This is a genomic window from Paratissierella segnis (assembly GCF_014385195.1).
Lineage (GTDB): Bacteria > Bacillota > Clostridia > Tissierellales > Tissierellaceae > Paratissierella > Paratissierella segnis.
This window is the reverse complement of the sequence record NZ_JACRTG010000029.1, coordinates 131,004-149,132: the sequence shown is the minus strand read 5'-3', so window position 1 is coordinate 149,132 and position 18,129 is coordinate 131,004. Positions and strand designations below refer to the sequence as shown.

The 18,129-nt window shown below is 35.1% G+C and carries 15 protein-coding genes; 9 read left to right on the top strand and 6 right to left on the bottom strand.

Annotation, left to right across the window (positions count from 1 at the left end):
• Positions 1-318: 318 nt before the first annotated feature.
• The 7 genes from H8707_RS12525 to murJ (H8707_RS12495) all read left to right on the top strand — a co-directional run bounded on the left by H8707_RS12525 (position 319) and on the right by murJ (H8707_RS12495) (position 8,410).
• Positions 319-1,212 (top strand): branched-chain amino acid ABC transporter permease, encoded by an 894-nt coding sequence (locus H8707_RS12525; RefSeq protein WP_262430481.1) that lies wholly within the window; start codon positions 319-321, stop codon positions 1,210-1,212.
• 3 nt (positions 1,213-1,215) lie between these two features.
• The gene (locus H8707_RS12520; protein WP_262430480.1) at positions 1,216-2,280 is read left to right on the top strand and encodes a branched-chain amino acid ABC transporter permease; all 1,065 of its coding nucleotides are present in this window, start codon (positions 1,216-1,218) and stop codon (positions 2,278-2,280) included.
• Positions 2,264-3,031, top strand: coding sequence for an ABC transporter ATP-binding protein (locus H8707_RS12515; RefSeq protein ID WP_262430479.1), 768 nt, complete (start codon positions 2,264-2,266; stop codon positions 3,029-3,031). The genes H8707_RS12520 and H8707_RS12515 overlap by 17 nt, the downstream gene beginning before the upstream one ends.
• Positions 3,031-3,774: an ABC transporter ATP-binding protein gene (locus H8707_RS12510; protein ID WP_262430478.1), complete on the top strand. Its 744-nt coding sequence runs from the start codon at positions 3,031-3,033 to the stop codon at positions 3,772-3,774. The genes H8707_RS12515 and H8707_RS12510 overlap by 1 nt, the downstream gene beginning before the upstream one ends.
• Before the next feature lie 242 nt (positions 3,775-4,016).
• Entirely contained in the window at positions 4,017-5,567 is a 1,551-nt protein-coding gene (locus H8707_RS12505) for a putative bifunctional diguanylate cyclase/phosphodiesterase (RefSeq protein ID WP_262430477.1), read from the top strand.
• A gap of 165 nt (positions 5,568-5,732) precedes the next feature.
• Complete coding sequence (locus tag H8707_RS12500; protein ID WP_262430476.1) at positions 5,733-6,593, top strand: S-layer homology domain-containing protein; 861 nt, start codon at positions 5,733-5,735, stop codon at positions 6,591-6,593.
• Between the two features lie 275 nt (positions 6,594-6,868).
• Positions 6,869-8,410, top strand: coding sequence for a murein biosynthesis integral membrane protein MurJ (murJ, locus tag H8707_RS12495; protein WP_262430475.1), 1,542 nt, complete (start codon positions 6,869-6,871; stop codon positions 8,408-8,410).
• A 38-nt stretch (positions 8,411-8,448) separates the two neighbouring features.
• On the opposite strand, the gene H8707_RS12490 is transcribed toward murJ (H8707_RS12495), so the two are convergent.
• The 5 genes from H8707_RS12490 to H8707_RS12470 form a co-directional block, all read right to left on the bottom strand.
• Positions 8,449-9,411 (bottom strand): ABC transporter ATP-binding protein, encoded by a 963-nt coding sequence (locus tag H8707_RS12490; protein WP_262430474.1) that lies wholly within the window; start codon positions 9,409-9,411, stop codon positions 8,449-8,451.
• The gene (locus H8707_RS12485) at positions 9,411-10,415 is read right to left on the bottom strand and encodes an ABC transporter ATP-binding protein (protein WP_262430473.1); all 1,005 of its coding nucleotides are present in this window, start codon (positions 10,413-10,415) and stop codon (positions 9,411-9,413) included. The genes H8707_RS12490 and H8707_RS12485 overlap by 1 nt, the downstream gene beginning before the upstream one ends.
• A 12-nt stretch (positions 10,416-10,427) precedes the next feature.
• A complete protein-coding gene (locus H8707_RS12480) occupies positions 10,428-11,372 on the bottom strand; it encodes an ABC transporter permease (protein WP_262430472.1) in 945 nt (314 codons plus the stop codon).
• Positions 11,372-12,301 (bottom strand): ABC transporter permease, encoded by a 930-nt coding sequence (locus H8707_RS12475; RefSeq protein ID WP_262430471.1) that lies wholly within the window; start codon positions 12,299-12,301, stop codon positions 11,372-11,374. The genes H8707_RS12480 and H8707_RS12475 overlap by 1 nt, the downstream gene beginning before the upstream one ends.
• Before the next feature lie 137 nt (positions 12,302-12,438).
• A complete protein-coding gene (locus tag H8707_RS12470; protein WP_262430470.1) occupies positions 12,439-14,112 on the bottom strand; it encodes a peptide ABC transporter substrate-binding protein in 1,674 nt (557 codons plus the stop codon).
• Between the two features lie 852 nt (positions 14,113-14,964).
• Between H8707_RS12470 and murJ (H8707_RS12465) the strand changes: the two genes are divergently transcribed.
• Both murJ (H8707_RS12465) and H8707_RS12460 read left to right on the top strand, forming a co-directional pair.
• Entirely contained in the window at positions 14,965-16,461 is a 1,497-nt protein-coding gene (gene murJ / locus H8707_RS12465; protein ID WP_262430469.1) for a murein biosynthesis integral membrane protein MurJ, read from the top strand.
• A 92-nt stretch (positions 16,462-16,553) separates the two neighbouring features.
• Positions 16,554-17,561 (top strand): aldo/keto reductase, encoded by a 1,008-nt coding sequence (locus tag H8707_RS12460; protein ID WP_262430468.1) that lies wholly within the window; start codon positions 16,554-16,556, stop codon positions 17,559-17,561.
• A gap of 321 nt (positions 17,562-17,882) precedes the next feature.
• Here H8707_RS12460 and H8707_RS12455 read toward each other — a convergent pair whose 3' ends face one another.
• Positions 17,883-18,011 (bottom strand): hypothetical protein, encoded by a 129-nt coding sequence (locus H8707_RS12455; protein WP_262430467.1) that lies wholly within the window; start codon positions 18,009-18,011, stop codon positions 17,883-17,885.
• Positions 18,012-18,129: the final 118 nt, after the last annotated feature.

Below are 18,129 nucleotides of genomic sequence, written 5' to 3'. Positions count from 1 at the left end.
TGAAGAGTTTTTGAGGTCGAACTTTGGGGACTTAAAAGAGGAGATTCTTCGATAGCAACGATTATACTGTCTTTATAGACCCGAATCTACTGCTGATGTCATCCTGAGTAAAACGAAGGATCCATACTGTTTTTTAAATATATACTAATATGGGATTCTTCACTAATGTTCAGAATGACAAAAGCATCAATCTTGAGTCTTTTAACTCTTAGTTCTTCACCCTTTACTATCTTTTCATTGTGAATTGTGAACTGTGAACTGTGAATTGTGAACTGTGAATTGTGAACTGTTCACTGAATTGAAATGGGGGCAAATACAATGAGCGTTTCTGAGTTTATGCAACACTTGGCAAATGGTACTTCCTTAGGCAGTTTATATGCATTAATGGCTATAGGATATACAATGGTATATGGTATATTGAGGCTTATAAATTTTGCCCATGGAGATATCTTTATGATAGGAGCATATCTGACTTATTATGGTATCGTTTATACATCCCTACCATGGTGGGCAGTTTTTATTTTAGCACCTGTGCTAACAGGAATAATGGGACTAATATTGGAGAAACTTGCATATAAACCTTTGCGAGGTTCACCGAGAATTACAGTCCTCATCTCTGCAATAGGAGCATCATTTCTATTACAAAACCTTGGAACTTTAGTATTTGGGGGAAGGCCTAAAGCTTTCCCTATCCCCAAAATGCTAAGCGGGACATTAAAGATCGGTGGAGTCTCTATTGCAGTAATTTCGATTGTGATACCAATCATCACCATAATCCTATTGTTGACTTTAACATTTATTATCCAAAAGACTAAAACAGGAATGGCAATGCGAGCCCTTTCAAAAGACTTTGAAACAGCTAGTTTAATGGGAATCAATATCAACAAAGTTATTTCCACTACTTTCTTTTTAGGGTCATTTTTAGCCGCAGTCGGCGGAATAATGTGGGGGATAAAATATCCTCAGCTTGTGCCTCTTATGGGTGTAGTGCCGGGACTTAAATGTTTTATAGCAGCGGTAATCGGAGGTATAGGCAACATTACCGGTGCTGTAATCGGGGGGTTTATATTGGGGTTAGGTGAAATTCTCATTATAGCATTTTTACCGACTTTAACCGGCTATAGGGATGCATTTGCATTTGTTTTATTGATTATAATTCTTCTTGTTAAGCCTACAGGGTTAATGGGAGAAAGACAAGCGGAGAAGGTGTAGACTATGAAAAATAATAATCTAATAAAATCACTGATAATAATCGGTTTGACTATTATTGCTTTAATCGTGATGAACAAGTTCTTGGATAGTTATTTGAAGAGAATAGTAAACTTATGTGCAATATATATTATATTGGGATTAAGCATGAATTTAATAAATGGATTCACAGGGCTTTTCACTCTTGGGCATGCAGGTTTCATGGCTATAGGTGCATATACGGTTGCTATACTTACTATGCCGGTTGCGATGAAGGAAATGAATTTCTATATGAAACCTATGGTTCCTTTTTTATTAAATCTCAAGATGTTGGAAATACCTTTTTTACCACCTGCTGCCAGTGAGTTCCTTTGGTTTATCTTTGCTTTATTGATGGGGGGACTTTTAGCGGCATTATGTGGATTTTTGATTGGAGCTCCCGTATTAAAACTTACGGATGACTATTTGGCAATAGCTACATTAGGATTTTCAGAGATAATAAGGATTGTGTTTACAAATACCCAAAGTATAACCAATGGAGCATTGGGTTTGAAAGGAATTCCTCCAAGGAATCACCTCCTTTGGGCTTGGAGTTTTGCCATTCTTACCATTATATTTATGTACTCGCTGATGTCAAGCAGCTATGGGAAGGCATTGAAATCTATCAGAGAAGATGAGGTTGCTGCCAGAAGCATGGGCATCAATCTATTTAAGCATAAGGTTTTGAGTTTTAGCATAGGCTCCTTCTTCGCAGGAGTTGGAGGAGGTTTATTGGCTGTTTCTATTGGGACTATAGATCCTGCATTATTCAAATTTAGTTTGACTTTCAATATCCTATTGATTGTTGTATTAGGTGGAATGGGAAATATAAAGGGTACCGCCATTTCAGCTATTATAATTACAGTTGCAATGGAAGCATTGAGATTCTTGGATGAACCTATTAACATTGGACCCATACACACCAATGCATTGCCGGGGCTAAGAATGGTTGTATTCTCCTTGATTTTAATGATTGTGATAATATTTAAAAAAGATAATGTGTTCAAATCTACCCTACAGAAAGCGAGGGGAAGATATGCTAAAGATAGATAATATAACTATGAAATTTGGTGGAGTAGTCGCAGTCAATCAATTCAATGCGAGCATATCCAAGGGAGAAATCGTAGGGCTCATCGGTCCTAATGGGGCTGGTAAAACTACTATATTCAACATGATTACAGGGGTTTATAAACCAACCCTTGGAAGCATAATATATGAAGTCAATGAGAATGAAGAAGATATCACAGGGTTAAGACCGGATAAGATCGCTAAACTAGGCATATGTCGAACTTTTCAGAACATAAGGCTCTTTAAGGAATTGACGGTAATGGATAATGTTTTTATCGGCAATCACTTAAGACTTGATTCAGGAGTTTTTTCGGCGGTATTGCGACTTCCAAAATATAGAAGTGAGGAAAGAGAGCAATTTGAAAAATCCAGATACCTTCTTGAAAAGGTAGGATTATATGAAGAAAGAGATGAGAAGGCTTTTTCATTGCCCTATGGCAAGCAAAGAAGGCTTGAGATAGCCAGAGCGCTTGCTACAGATCCCAAGCTCTTATTGTTAGATGAGCCTGCTGCAGGCATGAACCCTCAAGAAACTCAAGATTTGATGGAATTTATTGTGGATATTAAGAAGGAATTTAAGCTTACTATATTCCTTATAGAACATCATATGGAAGTTGTAATGGGAATATGTGAAAGGATTTATGTTCTTGACCACGGGATTTTAATAAAAGAAGGAAATCCTTTGGAAATCCAAAATGACCAAAAGGTTATAGAAGCTTATCTGGGGGTGGAATGATGCTTACAATCAGCAATTTGGAAGTTAGCTATGGAGGTATAAATGCATTAAGAGGGATCAATCTAAATATTGAGGAAAACAAGATAGTAACACTTATAGGAGCGAATGGAGCAGGAAAGTCTTCTACCCTTAGAGCTATAATGAATCTTGTAAAAAAGACGGAAGGTACTGTCAAGTATGACGGAGAGGACCTGACCAATTTAAATACTATGGATATAGTAAAGAAAGGGATAGCTCTTTGCCCTGAGGGGCGAAGGGTCTTTGAAAATCTTACGGTTGAAGAAAATTTAATCCTCGGTGCATATACTATCAAGGACAAAGCTTTGATTGATAATGAAATGAATAAGGTATATGATTTGTTCCCTATACTTAAGGAGAGAAATTGGCAAAAGGCAGGAACATTATCAGGTGGAGAACAACAAATGCTCGCTGTAGGAAGGGCACTGATGGTAAAACCCAAAGTTCTCATGTTGGATGAACCGTCATTAGGATTGGCGCCTCTGTTGGTAAGGGATATATTTGAAATTATAAAAGAAATTCACAGGCAAGGAAATACAATTCTTTTAGTGGAACAAAATGCTAAAAAGGCACTGGAAATAGCAGACTATGGGTATGTCTTGGAAACCGGGTCATTGGTCTTGGAGGGAAATGGAAAAGAACTCCTTCTAAATGATAAGGTGAAAGAGGCATATTTGGGAGAGGCGAAAACAGTTGATAGTGAGCAGAAGAAAGGAGAAAATTAGGTAAATAGGTAATAGCTAAGCCCTCTGCTTTGTTCATCCCGATCAATGTGGAGGGATTTCTTCTTTAACAATTCTTAATTTCTAATAACTTTTCAATTGTGAACTGTGAATTGTGAATTGTGCATTGTCTTTTGATATTTTCTACCAATTTTTTCAAATACTATTTAGATATTCTAAATATTGCCGATATATATTATATATATTATAATTGATAATAATTACCATCCGGGGGGTTTTGCAAATTGAAAGGGGAAGGTTTTCCACATACCAATAAACCTATATACAAAGAAGCAATTAAGATTTCCGTTTTTTACTTTATATTCGAATTTATTTTATTGTTAACATCTGAAATTCTGGATCTCAAAGGTTCTATGATTATTGTTATAACTTCTTTAATGTTGTTCTTTTTTGTTTATCATAGTATGAACAAACTTATGAAAATGGATAAAACAGATGATAAAAACGATATCATACAGGAAAACAAAGAGCTTGAAAAGACTATCGAAATTATAGGATTATATGATACTTTGACAAGACTTCCTAATAGGAGGTATTTAGAAAAAAGATTTGAAAATATAATAAATAATCAAGGTAAGTATTGGAATTATGCTTTTCTTTATATTGATATTGATGGACTAAAACACATTAATGATACTTTAGGGCATAACGCAGGTGATAGTTTACTATTACATATTGCTGAGAATTTAAAAAAATTACTGGGAAATAAACATTTGATCTGTAGAATGGGTGACGATGAATTTGTTATTATTCTATGCAATATAAAGTCAAAGAATGAAGTAGAGGAGATTGTAAGAAATATTCAGGAAAAAATCAAAGAACCTTGGATATATGAAAATAAAAATTTTTATATATCAACTACAATAGGTATTGCACTAATGCCTAAGGATGGTTTCGACTATATTTCATTGTTAAAAAACGCTAATATTTCTATGGAGTATTGCAAAGTCAACAATAAAACTAATTATTGCTATTTTAATGAAGATGTTCAAAGAGAATTTGTCGACAATATTTCATTGTTAAATGATGTTAAAGGAGCAATTACAAAACATGAGTTTACACTCAATTATCAATTGATAGAAGATACTAAAAAAGGTAAATTTCATAGTGCGGAATCTTTGATAAGGTGGAATCATCCTGAAAGAGGGAATGTCCCTCCTATGAATTTTATCCCCGTTGTTGAAAATACAAGTTTAATATTAGATATTACGGACTATGTAATTGATGAGGCTTTAAGACAAAAAAGCGTATGGAATAATATGGGGCTTAAAATACCTAAGATAAGCATCAATATCTCTGCAAAATCCTTTAGATCTGCTGATTTAGTAAGTATAATAAACAATAAATTGAAGGAATATGACATAGACAGCAATGAATTGATTCTGGAATTAACAGAAACCGGTTTTGTTGAGGATTTAGATGATATCAAGAGAAATATTATTGAGTTAAAAAGATTGGGCGTAGAAATTGCAATAGATGATTTTGGTACAGGCTATTCTTCTCTTGCTAGGCTTAAGGATTTGCAAATTGATTATTTAAAGCTTGATAGGACTTTTATCATGAGTATTGATACTGATGATAGTTCAAGGAAAGTCGTTATAAGTGTGATTCAATTGGCAAAGGCTCTGGGTTTAAAGATTATAGCTGAAGGAATTGAAACTAAGGAACAATATGATTTACTGCTTGAATTGGGGTGCGAAAATGCCCAAGGATTCTATATTCATAGACCTGCATCTGCAATGGAAATCGAGAAGCTGGGTAAAGTAGTATCCTAACGAATCTCCTCTTTTCAATTGTGAATTGTGAACTGTGAACTGTGAATTGTGAATTGTGAACTGTGAATTGTGAATTGTGAATTGATAAATCTGTAACTAAAATGTAACTTTAATGCATTGCATTAGTGGGTATAATGAGTATAGGTGAAAAAGGGGGTTTTTTATATGAAAAGACGCACTATTACTTTACTTATTATACTTTTGATTTTATCTTCAACTATTGTTCATGCAAATGCATTAGAAAAATTAGACAATCATTGGTCTAACAAAATGATAGACAGGATGTTTTTAGCATATTATTTCCCATATCTTGCAAAGGATAATTTTGAGAGATTTGACCCGAACGGAAATATTTCAGAGCAAGATTTTATGTTGTCCCTAGCATCTTTATTTAAGGACAATGATTATGATATTTCCCCGGTTGGTGACCTTAACAGTTTAAATAGGGAGCAGATGGTCAATAGAATTGGTTCTGCCTTAAAAGAAATTCGGTTTAATGATATTGAATATGTAGAATTACCTTTTAAAGATATTAATACTATGTCAACTGATAGCATAGAATTATTAAGAGAACTATATAAAAACGGAATTATTGTCGGTGAAGATAATTCAACTTTTAATCCCGATAGGAATTTGACGCAAGCTGAGGCTATAATAATTCTGGATAGAGTTAAGGAGGTATTGGAACATATGAATACCGTAGCTTTTGAAACAGTGGGCATAGTGCAATCATACAATAATCAAGAAGAGTTGATTATAACACAAAATAGTGACAAGGTAATGGTTACTATTACCAAGTCTTTTCCAACTCCGGGGTATTCCATGGGTGTAAAAAAAATACGAAAAGAGAGGGATGGATTTAGGGTCTTTATGGATATAATTCCACCAAAAGCCGATTCAATTCAATCACAGGTTTTAACTTATAAAACCCTTACCATGGAGATAGATAAGCGTTTTTTAGGAAATCCTCCATATAATTTCATTCTGGATGGCTATAATAAAATACCAATCAGAAGAACTACTTAAAATAGAATCCGAACTTGGATTCTATTTTTTTGAATAATTGTGCTAAACATTTAGCCTTTAGATTCATCTTCTAGGCAACTTTTGACTACACAATAAAAGTCTGTCTTGAAAAATGAAGGGACTTGATAATTCTCTTATTTTTAAGACTCCAAAGCTCGACCCCAACAATTGTGAACTGTGAACTGTGCATTGTGAATTGAAAGCAATTGTGAATTGTTCATTGATTTGATATAATACTATTATTCTTTATATCAAATTAGAAGAGGTAAATATAGATGAACAACAAAGGACAACATGTTGCCAAGACAGCTGCGATGATAGCGGCGTTTACCCTTATCAGTAAGGGGTTAGGCTTTATCAGAGAAGTGCTTATAGCGTCAAGATTTGGTTCGGGAATGGAAACGGATACATATTTTGTTGCGATGACCGCAACGGTAATTATAGTGGGGACAATAGGGTCAGCGCTCAATACTACATTGATACCGATTTTTTCGGAAATAGAAGAGAAACGTGGTAAGAACGGAAAATTAAAATATTTAAACAATATATTAAATATTGTATTTTTCATAACATTAATATTATCAATTTTTGCTTTTGTATTTTCTCCTATCATAATAAAAATATTGGCTAAAGGTTTTGAAGGAGAGCAATTTTTACTTGCTGTTAAACTTAACAGAATAGGATTACCCATTATTATATTTTTAGGATTTACACATGTATTTTCCGGCTATCTGCAGTCCGCCCAAATATTTGGTCCTCATGCTATAATGGGAATTCCATACAATTTCGTATTTTTAGTTTATTTGTTCTTTTTTGCTAAGAACAGTGATATTTCATCATTGATGTTTGTAAGTGTATTGGCTTCATTTACACAAGTTTTAATCCAAACTCCGGCAGTTAAACATTCCGGGTATAGCTATTCTTTAAATGTAAACTTTAAAGATCCATATATAAAAAAGGCATTTGCTCTGGTAATGCCGGTATTAGTTGGTTCTGCAGTTCAACAAATAAATGTAATTATAGATAAAACGTTAGCGTCAGATTTGATTGAGGGCAGTATATCTGCATTATCTTATGCATCCAGAGTCAACGACATGGTTATAAGTGTATTTGTAGCTGCTATTACCACTGTAGTATTTCCAATGTTATCTAAAGCTTTTTCGAAGGATAATAAGAATGAGGTTAAACACATATTGAATCAAGGCATAAATATCATACTTATAATTACGGTACCTGCTACAGTTGGGCTTATTCTGCTTTCTAAACCTTTGATACAATTGTTCTTTGAAAGGGGAGCTTTTAGTCCAAATGCAACTATAATGACAAGTGAAGCGCTTGTATTTTATTCTTTAGGTTTGGTAGGCTCTGCTTTGCGTCTTATGTTAAATAAAGTATTTTATTCTTTTCAGGATACAAAAACTCCAATGACAAATGGAGTTATAGCAGTCTTATTGAATGTCGTATTAAACCTAATACTTATAAAACCCATGGGACATAAAGGTCTTGCTTTGGCTACGAGCATATCTGCAACCATAACGACGTTATTGTTATTTGTAGATTTGAGGAAAAAAGTTGGGCATTTAGGATATTCCAAGATGCTTTATGCATTGATTAAAACAGTAGTAGCATCTGCTATAATGGGTGTGGTGGTATATCTTTTATATTATAAGGCGGGGGTTCTGCTTCCGCAAACTAAGATAATTCAAATGATAATGCTATTGGCATCCGTTGCTGCCGGAGTTGTAGTTTATTTTATGTTGCTGTTATTGATGAAGGTGGATGAAGTAAGGGTTATATTAAGTAAAGTTATGAAATAACTTTACTTAATATAACCCAATGTATACTGTGAATTGACTTATATTTCTCTCGCTCGATGACAAGCTACAAAATGCTTTGGTTTAATTTCTTCGAATTCCGGTGTTGTTTCTCTGCATTTTGGCACTGCATATGAACATCTATCCACAAACCTGCAGCCCGGCTTAGGATTTATGGGACTGGGCACATCTCCTTCAAGCATGATCCTTTGTCTGTTTCTTTGAATTTCAGGATCAGGTATAGGTATGGCTGATAGCAATGCTCTGGTATATGGATGGATTGGATTTATATATAGTTCCTCAGATTGAGCCAGTTCCATCATATGTCCCAAGTACATAACTCCGACTCTATCGGAAATATATCTTACCATTGATAAGTCATGGGCTATGAACATATAGGTAAGCCCCAGCTCCTTCTGCAATTCTTTTAGAAGGTTTACAACCTGCGCTTGGATAGAAACATCAAGTGCAGATATAGGCTCGTCACAGACGATAAATTTAGGGTTTAAAGCCAATGCTCTTGCTATGCCTATTCTTTGACGTTGCCCGCCGGAGAATTCATGGGGGAAACGCATTGCATGTTCGTCATTTAATCCTACCAGTTCCAATAGTTCTATAACCCTTTCGTATCTTTCCTTGTGATTTTTATATATCCCGTGTATATCCAATGGCTCTGCTACTATTTCTTCAACTGTCATACGAGGATTTAGAGATGCATAAGGGTCTTGGAATATCATTTGGAAATTACGTCTTGCTTCTTGCATTTCATGTCTGGACAATTCATATATGTTCTTTCCATTGAAGTAAAGTTCGCCGTCTGTCGGATCATACAGCCTAATTATAGTCCTGCCTGCTGTTGATTTACCGCATCCTGATTCACCTACTAAACCGAAGGTTTCTCCTTCATATATATCAAAGCTTATGCCATCTACTGCTTTTAAAACGCCTTCTCCAACATCAAAGTATTTTTTAATATTTCTTGCGGAAATTAAAGGTTCTACCATTAAGCTTCACTCCCTTCAGCTTTTGACTTAGCCATAGGATGATTTAACCAACAACGGCTATAATGTGTATTTGTATGATTGTCAATATCAGGCATATAATCTTTACATATTTTCATTGCATCTTCACATCTATCATAGAATGGGCATCCCTTTGGAGGAATATATAGATCCGGCGGAGTACCTTCTATGGAATGTAGTGATTCACTTCTGTTCATATCCAACCTTGGAACACTTGCCAATAGTTTTTTTGTATAGGGATGGCTGGGGCTTTTAAATATTTCATCTGTTTGCCCTTGTTCCATAATTTGCCCTGCATACATTACGATTACCTTATCGCTCATGTCAGCCACGATACCCAAGTCATGGGTAATCAATATGATGGACATATCCATCTTATCTTGAATATTTTTCATAAGTTCCAGTATTTGAGCTTGTACTGTTACATCTAAGGCAGTTGTAGGCTCGTCGGCTATTAATAATTGTGGATTTGATACCATTGCCAAGGCTATCATAACCCTCTGTCTCATACCTCCTGAAAATTCATGAGGATATTGGTCTATCCTTTTTTCAGGTTGGGGTACTGCCACTAAATTTAACATTTCAATAGCTTTATTTCTCGCATCGGATTGTGATAATTTTTGATGTTTCATAAGTCCTTCAACAATTTGTTTTCCAATTTTCATTGTGGGATTCAGTGATGTCATTGGATCCTGAAACACCATAGCTATCTGATTTCCACGTATATGCTGCATTTCTTTTTCACTTTTTTGTACTATATCTTCACCATTAAATAGGATTTGCCCACCCTTAAAGAATGCAGGTGGCATTGGAAGAAGCTGCATTATAGAGTTTGCGGTAACACTTTTTCCACATCCTGACTCACCTACAATGGCTATAGTTTCTTTTCTGTGAACATCAAAACTTATTCCTCTCACAGCTTCAACTTCGCCAAAAAATGTCTTAAATGATACGGCCAAGTCTTTTACTTCGAGTATTTTTTCCATTTTTCCACCTCTTTATTTACGTAGTCTTGGGTCTAATGCATCTCTTAGCCCATCACCCAATACGTTGAATGAAAACATAATTAGGGATATAAACAATGCCGGAATAAATATTTGATAGAATATTCCTACGGGCATTACTGCTAATCCATCATTTGATAAGTTTCCTAAGCTTGGGCTAGGTGGTTGAAGTCCCAATCCTAAAAATCCGAGGGTTGCTTCAGCAAATATTGCCCTAGGGATTGTAAGTGTTACATTTACAAGTATTGGACCCAATGTATTTGGTATAATATGTTTCTTTAGTATCCATCCCCTTGTTCCGCCCAATGATTCCGATGCCAATGAGTATTCAGATTCCTTAAGCTGTAGTACTTGACCTCTAACAAGTATAGCCATTGGAACCCAATCAGTTAATGTCATTGCCAGGATTAGCACAAACATAGAAGTTCCCGACCCTTGTTGAGAGAATACTACAGACAAAAGTATTACAATAAGCAAGTATGGTATTGAATAAATTACTTCTGCAATACGCATCATTATGCTGTCTACTCGCCTGCTTGCCATACCGGATAATCCGCCATATACAACTCCGATGACAAAGTCAATAGCTGCAGCAAGTACACCAATGATCAAGGAGTATCTGGTTCCAAGCCATACTCTTGTAAAAAGGTCTCTGCCCAATTCGTCTGTTCCAAACCAGTGAACACTGTCAGGCGGCTGATTGATGAGACCATAATTCTGTTCTTTATAGTCAAATTCATTTATATGAGTACCTACAATTGACATTACACTCATGATAACAATCAGTGTAAGGCCAACCATGGCTAGTTTATTCTGTTTTAATCTTCGCCAAACATCTGGCCAATATTTAATGCTGGGACGTTTAATTTTTTCAGCATTTCTGTCTTCCAATGTAGCTTTTTCAAACATGCTTGGGTTTAATTTTATTTTATTTTCCATCAACGTCCCTCCTGAGTAAGTTTAATTCTAGGGTCGATAAACATATATGCAAGGTCAACAGTAAAAAGCAAAGCTACTAAAATAATTGCATAAAAGATTGTAGTACCCATTATTAGGGTATAGTCCCGGTTGGATATTGATTTGGTAAAGAAAGATCCTAGTCCGGGTATTCCAAATATTTTTTCAATAACAAAGCTACCTACCAATAAGTTTGAGATAGTAGTACCTAGGATAGACACAACAGGTAATATAGCGTTTCTGACTGCGTGCTTTAAAATAACGGCAGATTTTGTGATTCCTTTTGATTGTGCAGTTTTTATATAATCTTGTCCTAAAACTTCAAGCATGCTGGAACGCATAAGTCTTGCCATATGAGCAAGCGGCATCATAGCAAGCGCTAAAGATGGAAGCAATGTATGACGCCAAGTACCCCAGCCGCCTATTGGAATCCAACTCACATTTTTTGCTATAAATTGGATAAATATTGTCCCCATTATAAAGCTTGGAACGGATATTCCTAAGATAGCCAGAACCATCGAAAAATAATCGGGAAATTTGTTTTGATACAATGCAGCCAATGCTCCAAGGGCGGGACCAAATACTATTGCGATAAGCAATGCTTGGGCGCCTATACGAGCCGATACAGGAAAACCTCTTTCTATCATGTCATTTACAGTTTCAACTCTGGATTTCATTGAATCGCCGAAGTCACCCTTCAATACATTCTTTAAATATATTACATACTGCTCTCTTAGTGGTTTATCAAGCCCATATTTTTTTTGCAGATTGTCATATACAACCTTTGGCATTTTACCTTCTTTAGCAAATGGATTTCCGGGAACTGCATGCATCAGGAAAAAGGTAATTGTTATTACAGCCCAAATTGTGATTATAGACATTGCAAGTCGTTTTAAAAGGTACTTTTTCAATTTTACCTCTCCTTTTTCTATAATTGAAAAAGAAAATCGATGTGAAATTATTCACCCGACCTTCATTTCTATGGGGAATAAACCCCCTATTAATCTTGTTTAAGGGACGGTTTGAGGACCGTCCCCAATTACTTATATTATTTATTTATATCAGCGTATGTTAATCTTGGATAGTTTACAAGAGGTTTATAAACTCCTGTTACATAAGGTTTTTGAGCATAAGGTTGAGTGTAGAAGTATACCGGAACGATTGGCATTTCGTCCATTAGTATATTCTCAGCTTCTCTCATAGCTTCAAATCGTACCTTTTGATCTGCTGTTGATTTTGCTTTTAAAACCAATTCATCATATTTCGGATTGTTGTAATTTGCATCATTAAAACTGGATTTACTGTACCATAAGTCAATAAATGTCATAGGATCCATATAGTCGCCAATCCATCCTGCTCTGGAAATATCGTAATCTCCTGCTTTTTCTCTGTCAAGCTTAACTTGGAAATCTACATTTTCAAGTCCGATTTCGATACCAAGATTTGTTCTCCACATTTCTTGAGCAGCTTGTGCTATTTTCTTATGAGATTCTTGAGTGTTGTATAATAATACGAACCCCTTGCTGTTGAAATCATCAATTGTCATGCCTTCTTCAGCTAATCCCTCTTCAAATAGATTTTTAGCTAGATCTAAGTCATATGGGATTAAATTGCCGACTTTATCTCTGTATTCTTTGCCGTCTTCATCGAACATTCCAAATGGTACAACGCCTTCAGCGGGCATTTGACCACCTTGAGCAATCTTATCTGTGATTGTAGCCTTATCCAATGCATATGATAATCCTTTTCTTACTTTAGCATTGTTAAAAGGTTTTACATCGTTATTTAAGTTGAAGTAATATGTTCCAACTTCTCCGCCTAGGACTAATTCCGGATTGCCTTCGTCCTTCATCTTTGCTACTACGGCTTGAGGGATAGGTAATAATAAATCATATTCTCCGCCTTCATATGCTTGCCATGTAGTATTTTCATCATCGATGATTGTTAGATCAATACCATCAAGGTGTACCTTGTCTGCGTCATAGTAGTTATCATTTTTTCTCATCTTTAGGCTTGCATCATGTTCCCATTCCGTTAAGTAGAAAGGTCCATTTGATACATGAGTATCAGCTGATTTAGCCCAATCAGGATTAGCCTCAACTACATTTTTGTTAACCGGATAATAAGTATAGAATGCAGTTAATTCTAAGAAATAAGCTGTTGGAGCTTCTAATGTTACTTCCAATGTTTTATCATCCAAAGCTTTTATTGCTACGTCATCCAGTGAACCTTCTCCTGAAAGATATGCATTTCCGCCTTTAACATAGTCTGCAATTTGGAAAGCATAATCAGCTGCAAGTTCTGGGTCAATAGCTCTCTTCCAAGCAAATTCAAAGTCTTCTGCTGTAACCGGATCACCATTTGACCATTTAATACCATCTCTTAGGGTAAAGGTATAAGTTAAAAAGTCATCAGATATTTTGTAGTCTTCAGCCATACCTGATGCAACGTGTCCTTCTTGGTCCAGCTTCATAAGACCTTCAAAGGAGTGGTCTAATACCCATGATTCATGGGTTCCTTGAGCCAATGCCGGGTCTAAGGATCCAGGTTCGCTGGCGTTATTAGCCCTTAGGATTTTTTCTCCTGTTGGTTCCGGTGCTGGTTCATCTGTTGGTGCGTCTGGAGTTGCTACCTCAGGTGCATCTGCAGGTTTACTACACCCTGTAAAAACCATCGCTGCAACTAATAATATGCTCATAAGCACAAAAAACTTCTTGCTCATTAAAAATTTCCCCCTTTTTAATTTTTTAATATTAGTACATTTTTTATTAGTTTAGCAGATTCAAGCGAAAATTACAAGAAGAAAATCGAATACTCTAAAAATTGACAAACTTAATACTAAATTATGCGATTTTTTGATTTTTTTGTCTTATAGCTTTTATATAGTACGGCTCATTTCATTATATTATCCATAGGCAATACTTATTCGAACAATTCACAATTCACAATGCACAATTAAAAGATAGGGAAGAGAGAAGCAGTGAATAAGTAACAGTGAACAGCAGTTGAAAAATAGTGAAGAGAGAAAAGATAGTTAATAAGTAAAAAGTAATAGGTAATCTCCGACCTTGTCATTCTGAGACGGACAGGATAATTTTTGCTATCGAAGAATCTCCGGTTTTAAGACAGTGAAGAGTTGCTCGTGTCATTCGTAGGGGCGGATGACTCTATCCGCCCATTAGGATCCCTACTATTTTTTAATACATACAAACATGGGATTCTTCACTACGTTCTAGAATGACTCCTGCAGTGATTATCCTGCATAAGATGAATCAAGGATCTTCCTCTTTAAAGACCCTAAAGCTCTACCCAAGTAATTGTGAACTGTGAATTGTGAATTGAATTAAGTTGTGACCTGTGCATTGTTCAAAGGCAGTATAATCACTGCTCGTGTCATCCTTGAGTGAACAGCAGGATCCCATTTTATTGTGAATCCTAATATAGTAGGGATTCTTCATTATATTTAGAATGACGGCTAGCGCTTTTAATTGTGAATTGTGAATTGTGAATTGTTTTGATATAATATGTAATTATGTTAAGTATATTTTAGAAAGGCATATATTAAATGGTAACGTTGAATAAAATTAAAAAGTCAGTATTGAGTATCGTATCCTATGGAATAATTGCTAGGGTTTTAACTTTTTTTAAGGGAATATTATTGGCATATTATATTGGTTCAAACTATGAGATGGATAGCTATTTAGTTGCATTTTCTTTAACGATGCTGTTGACAAAGATAATATCCGAAGGACTAACAATTTCATTGGTACCGAAGCTTCAGGAATCCCACAGAAAAGAAGGTCTAGATGGAAGGAATAGATTGGCTAATAATATGATTAACAGCTTTAGTCTCCTTTCACTTACTTTGATTTTAATTGGATTTATAATAGCTCCACTTGCAATTAAAGCTCATGGACCGGGATTAGTAGGAGAAGAATTTTTAAGAGGGGTTAAATTATTTAGGATAGGCATTTTTATTGTGACTTTTGAGTTTATAAGAGCAATTTTACTTGGCTATCTCCAAAGTCTTCATAGGTTCAAAGCAGGACCAAAATCAGGGGTAGCAAATCCTCTTATATACATAATATATTTAGTTGCTTTGTCTAAATATTTTGGTTTGGAAGGATTAATGATAGCAGGTATAATTGCGATAATAGCTCAAATTTATATAGTTTATAAAGCCTGTTTAAAAGATGGCTATAAATATAAATTTTATATAGCATTAAGAGATAAGCAATTTACCGGGACTCTTACTTTTCTCTTACCCGTGATGATAAATATCGTAATCAATGAAATCATCCTAACCGTTAATAAGACCATGGGTTCAGTCCTAGAGAAAGGCACTATAGCACAACTAAATTATGCAAACGATATAATAACCTTAATAGTGGGAATATTTATTGCTGCGTTTGTAATTGCAATATATCCTATTCTTGCAGAAAACTATGATGATAATGAGTACAAGAATTTGAAACAGACTATAAATGATAGCTTAAAAATAATAGCACTAATTGCTATTTCTGTGGCTATAATTCTTATAACATTGTCAGTGCCTATTGTCAGGTTATTCTATGAAAGAGGAGATTTCGGATATGATGCGACAATTATTACGGCGGGTTTCTTGCGATATTATGCTATAGGAATTATTGGGACTAGCATGATATTGTTGCTGATAAGGATATTTTATGCAATCCGTGATTTAAAGTCGCCAATTATATTTGGAATAATGTCATTGGTAATGAATGTCATTCTTAATTACTTATTAATTAAGATAATAGGTGCGAAGGGCATAGCGTTAGGTACTTCCTTATCTGTAATTATAACAGCCATCTATGGAATATGCAGTTTGAATTTTAAGCTCAAATTTATACTATGGAAGGATATGTTTATGAAATTGTGCAAATATATTTTAGCTGGAATAATTATGGCATTGATTATTACTATAATATATACATTATTATCCGGAGTATTTGGAAATACTCTTATAGGTAATCTAGTTTTAATATTGATATCGGCATTACCCGGTATAGCCATTTTTGGTAGAATTATTTGGAGGATAGAAAGGCAGTAACTGCATGTAAATTAGGGCTTTCCCTTAGTTGCCTTTTTTCGTCTATTAAGTATAATAAAATACAGTAAGGAAGAAAATATTGGAGGCATATGATGAAAAAAAGAATTCTTGGGCAAACAAATTATGAAGTATCTATAGTAGGATTTGGCGGTATTCCAATTCAAAGAGTGGATGAAGATACTGCTGTTCAACTTTTGAAAGAGGCTCTAAATCAAGGAATAAATTTTGTAGATACGGCAAGAGGATATAGGCAAAGCGAAGCATTGATTGGGCATGCTTTAGAAGTATTGGGAAGGGATAAATTTATATTAGCTACGAAATCCATGAATAGAACTTATGATGGAATACTTGAAGAATTGCATACGAGCTTGAAACTATTAAAAACTGATTATATAGACCTTTTTCAATTTCATAATATTGCTGACAAGGAAACATTGGACAAAGTGTTGGCAGAAGGCGGAGCTTTACAAGCATTAAAGGAATCCAAGGGAAAAGGATTAATAAAAGAAATCGGCATCACCAGTCATAGTGCGGATTTATTGGACATTGCCATAGATACAGGTGAATTTTCAACAATTCAATTTCCATACAATGCTGTTGAAAGACAAGGAGAGCCCATATTTGAAAAGGCTAGGGAAAATAATATGGGTGTAATTATAATGAAGCCTATGGCAGGCGGAGCACTTTCAAATGGAGAACTTGCTATGAGATTTATACTGGAAAATCCAAATATTTCCGTTGTTATACCGGGTATGGATTCAGTTGAACAGGTAATTGAAAATGCAAAAGCCGGGAACGAACTTAGGAAGCTAAGCGATGATGAAAGAAAATTATTGGAAAAGGAAGCAGCAGGATTGGGGACTGAATTTTGCAGGAGATGTGGCTACTGTGCACCTTGTACTGTTGGAATAGATATTCCCTTGAATTTTACAATAGATGCTTATTACACAAGATATAATCTACAGGATTGGGCTATAGCAAGATATAGTTCTTTTGAAGTAAATGCCGGTGATTGTATAGAATGTGGTGAATGTGAAAGCAGATGTCCGTATAATCTACCAATAATTGAAATGCTTAAAAATGTAGCAAGCCACTATTAAAGATCAATTCACAATTCACAATTCACAAATCACAAATCACAAATCACAATCGACCCTTGGGTCGTCCTGAGCTGGGCAGTATAAGCACTGCTTTCGAAGGATCTCCGGTTTTAAAGATAGTTAAGAGTGAAGAACTAAGAGTGAAGAGTTGCTGGGGCCGAGCTTTGTGGATAGAAATACAGTTGGCAATCTAAGGGGCAGAATAATCACTGCTGTTGTCATCCTGAGACGAGCAGGATAAGCATTGCTATCGAAGGATCTCAGGTTATAAAAGTTATGTCACTATTTGTATCTACTCACAAATAATGGCATAACCTTTTTTTATTCTTCTTTTTCAAAAGCTACTATATAGTATTTATCGTCCAATTGACCCTCTAAGTCTTTGACTTGCTTCAATTCATTTTCAGATATATCTGCTATTTTCAATTGGTCTAAATTATTCTTATCCATTAAAAAAACCTCCATTTTAGTATTTAATTATATTATTGGATAATGTTCAAAATAGTATTCAGCCATTATCAGGGAAAATAAATCAAGAAAGGGGAACGTATGTTCGAAGACTTTTAAA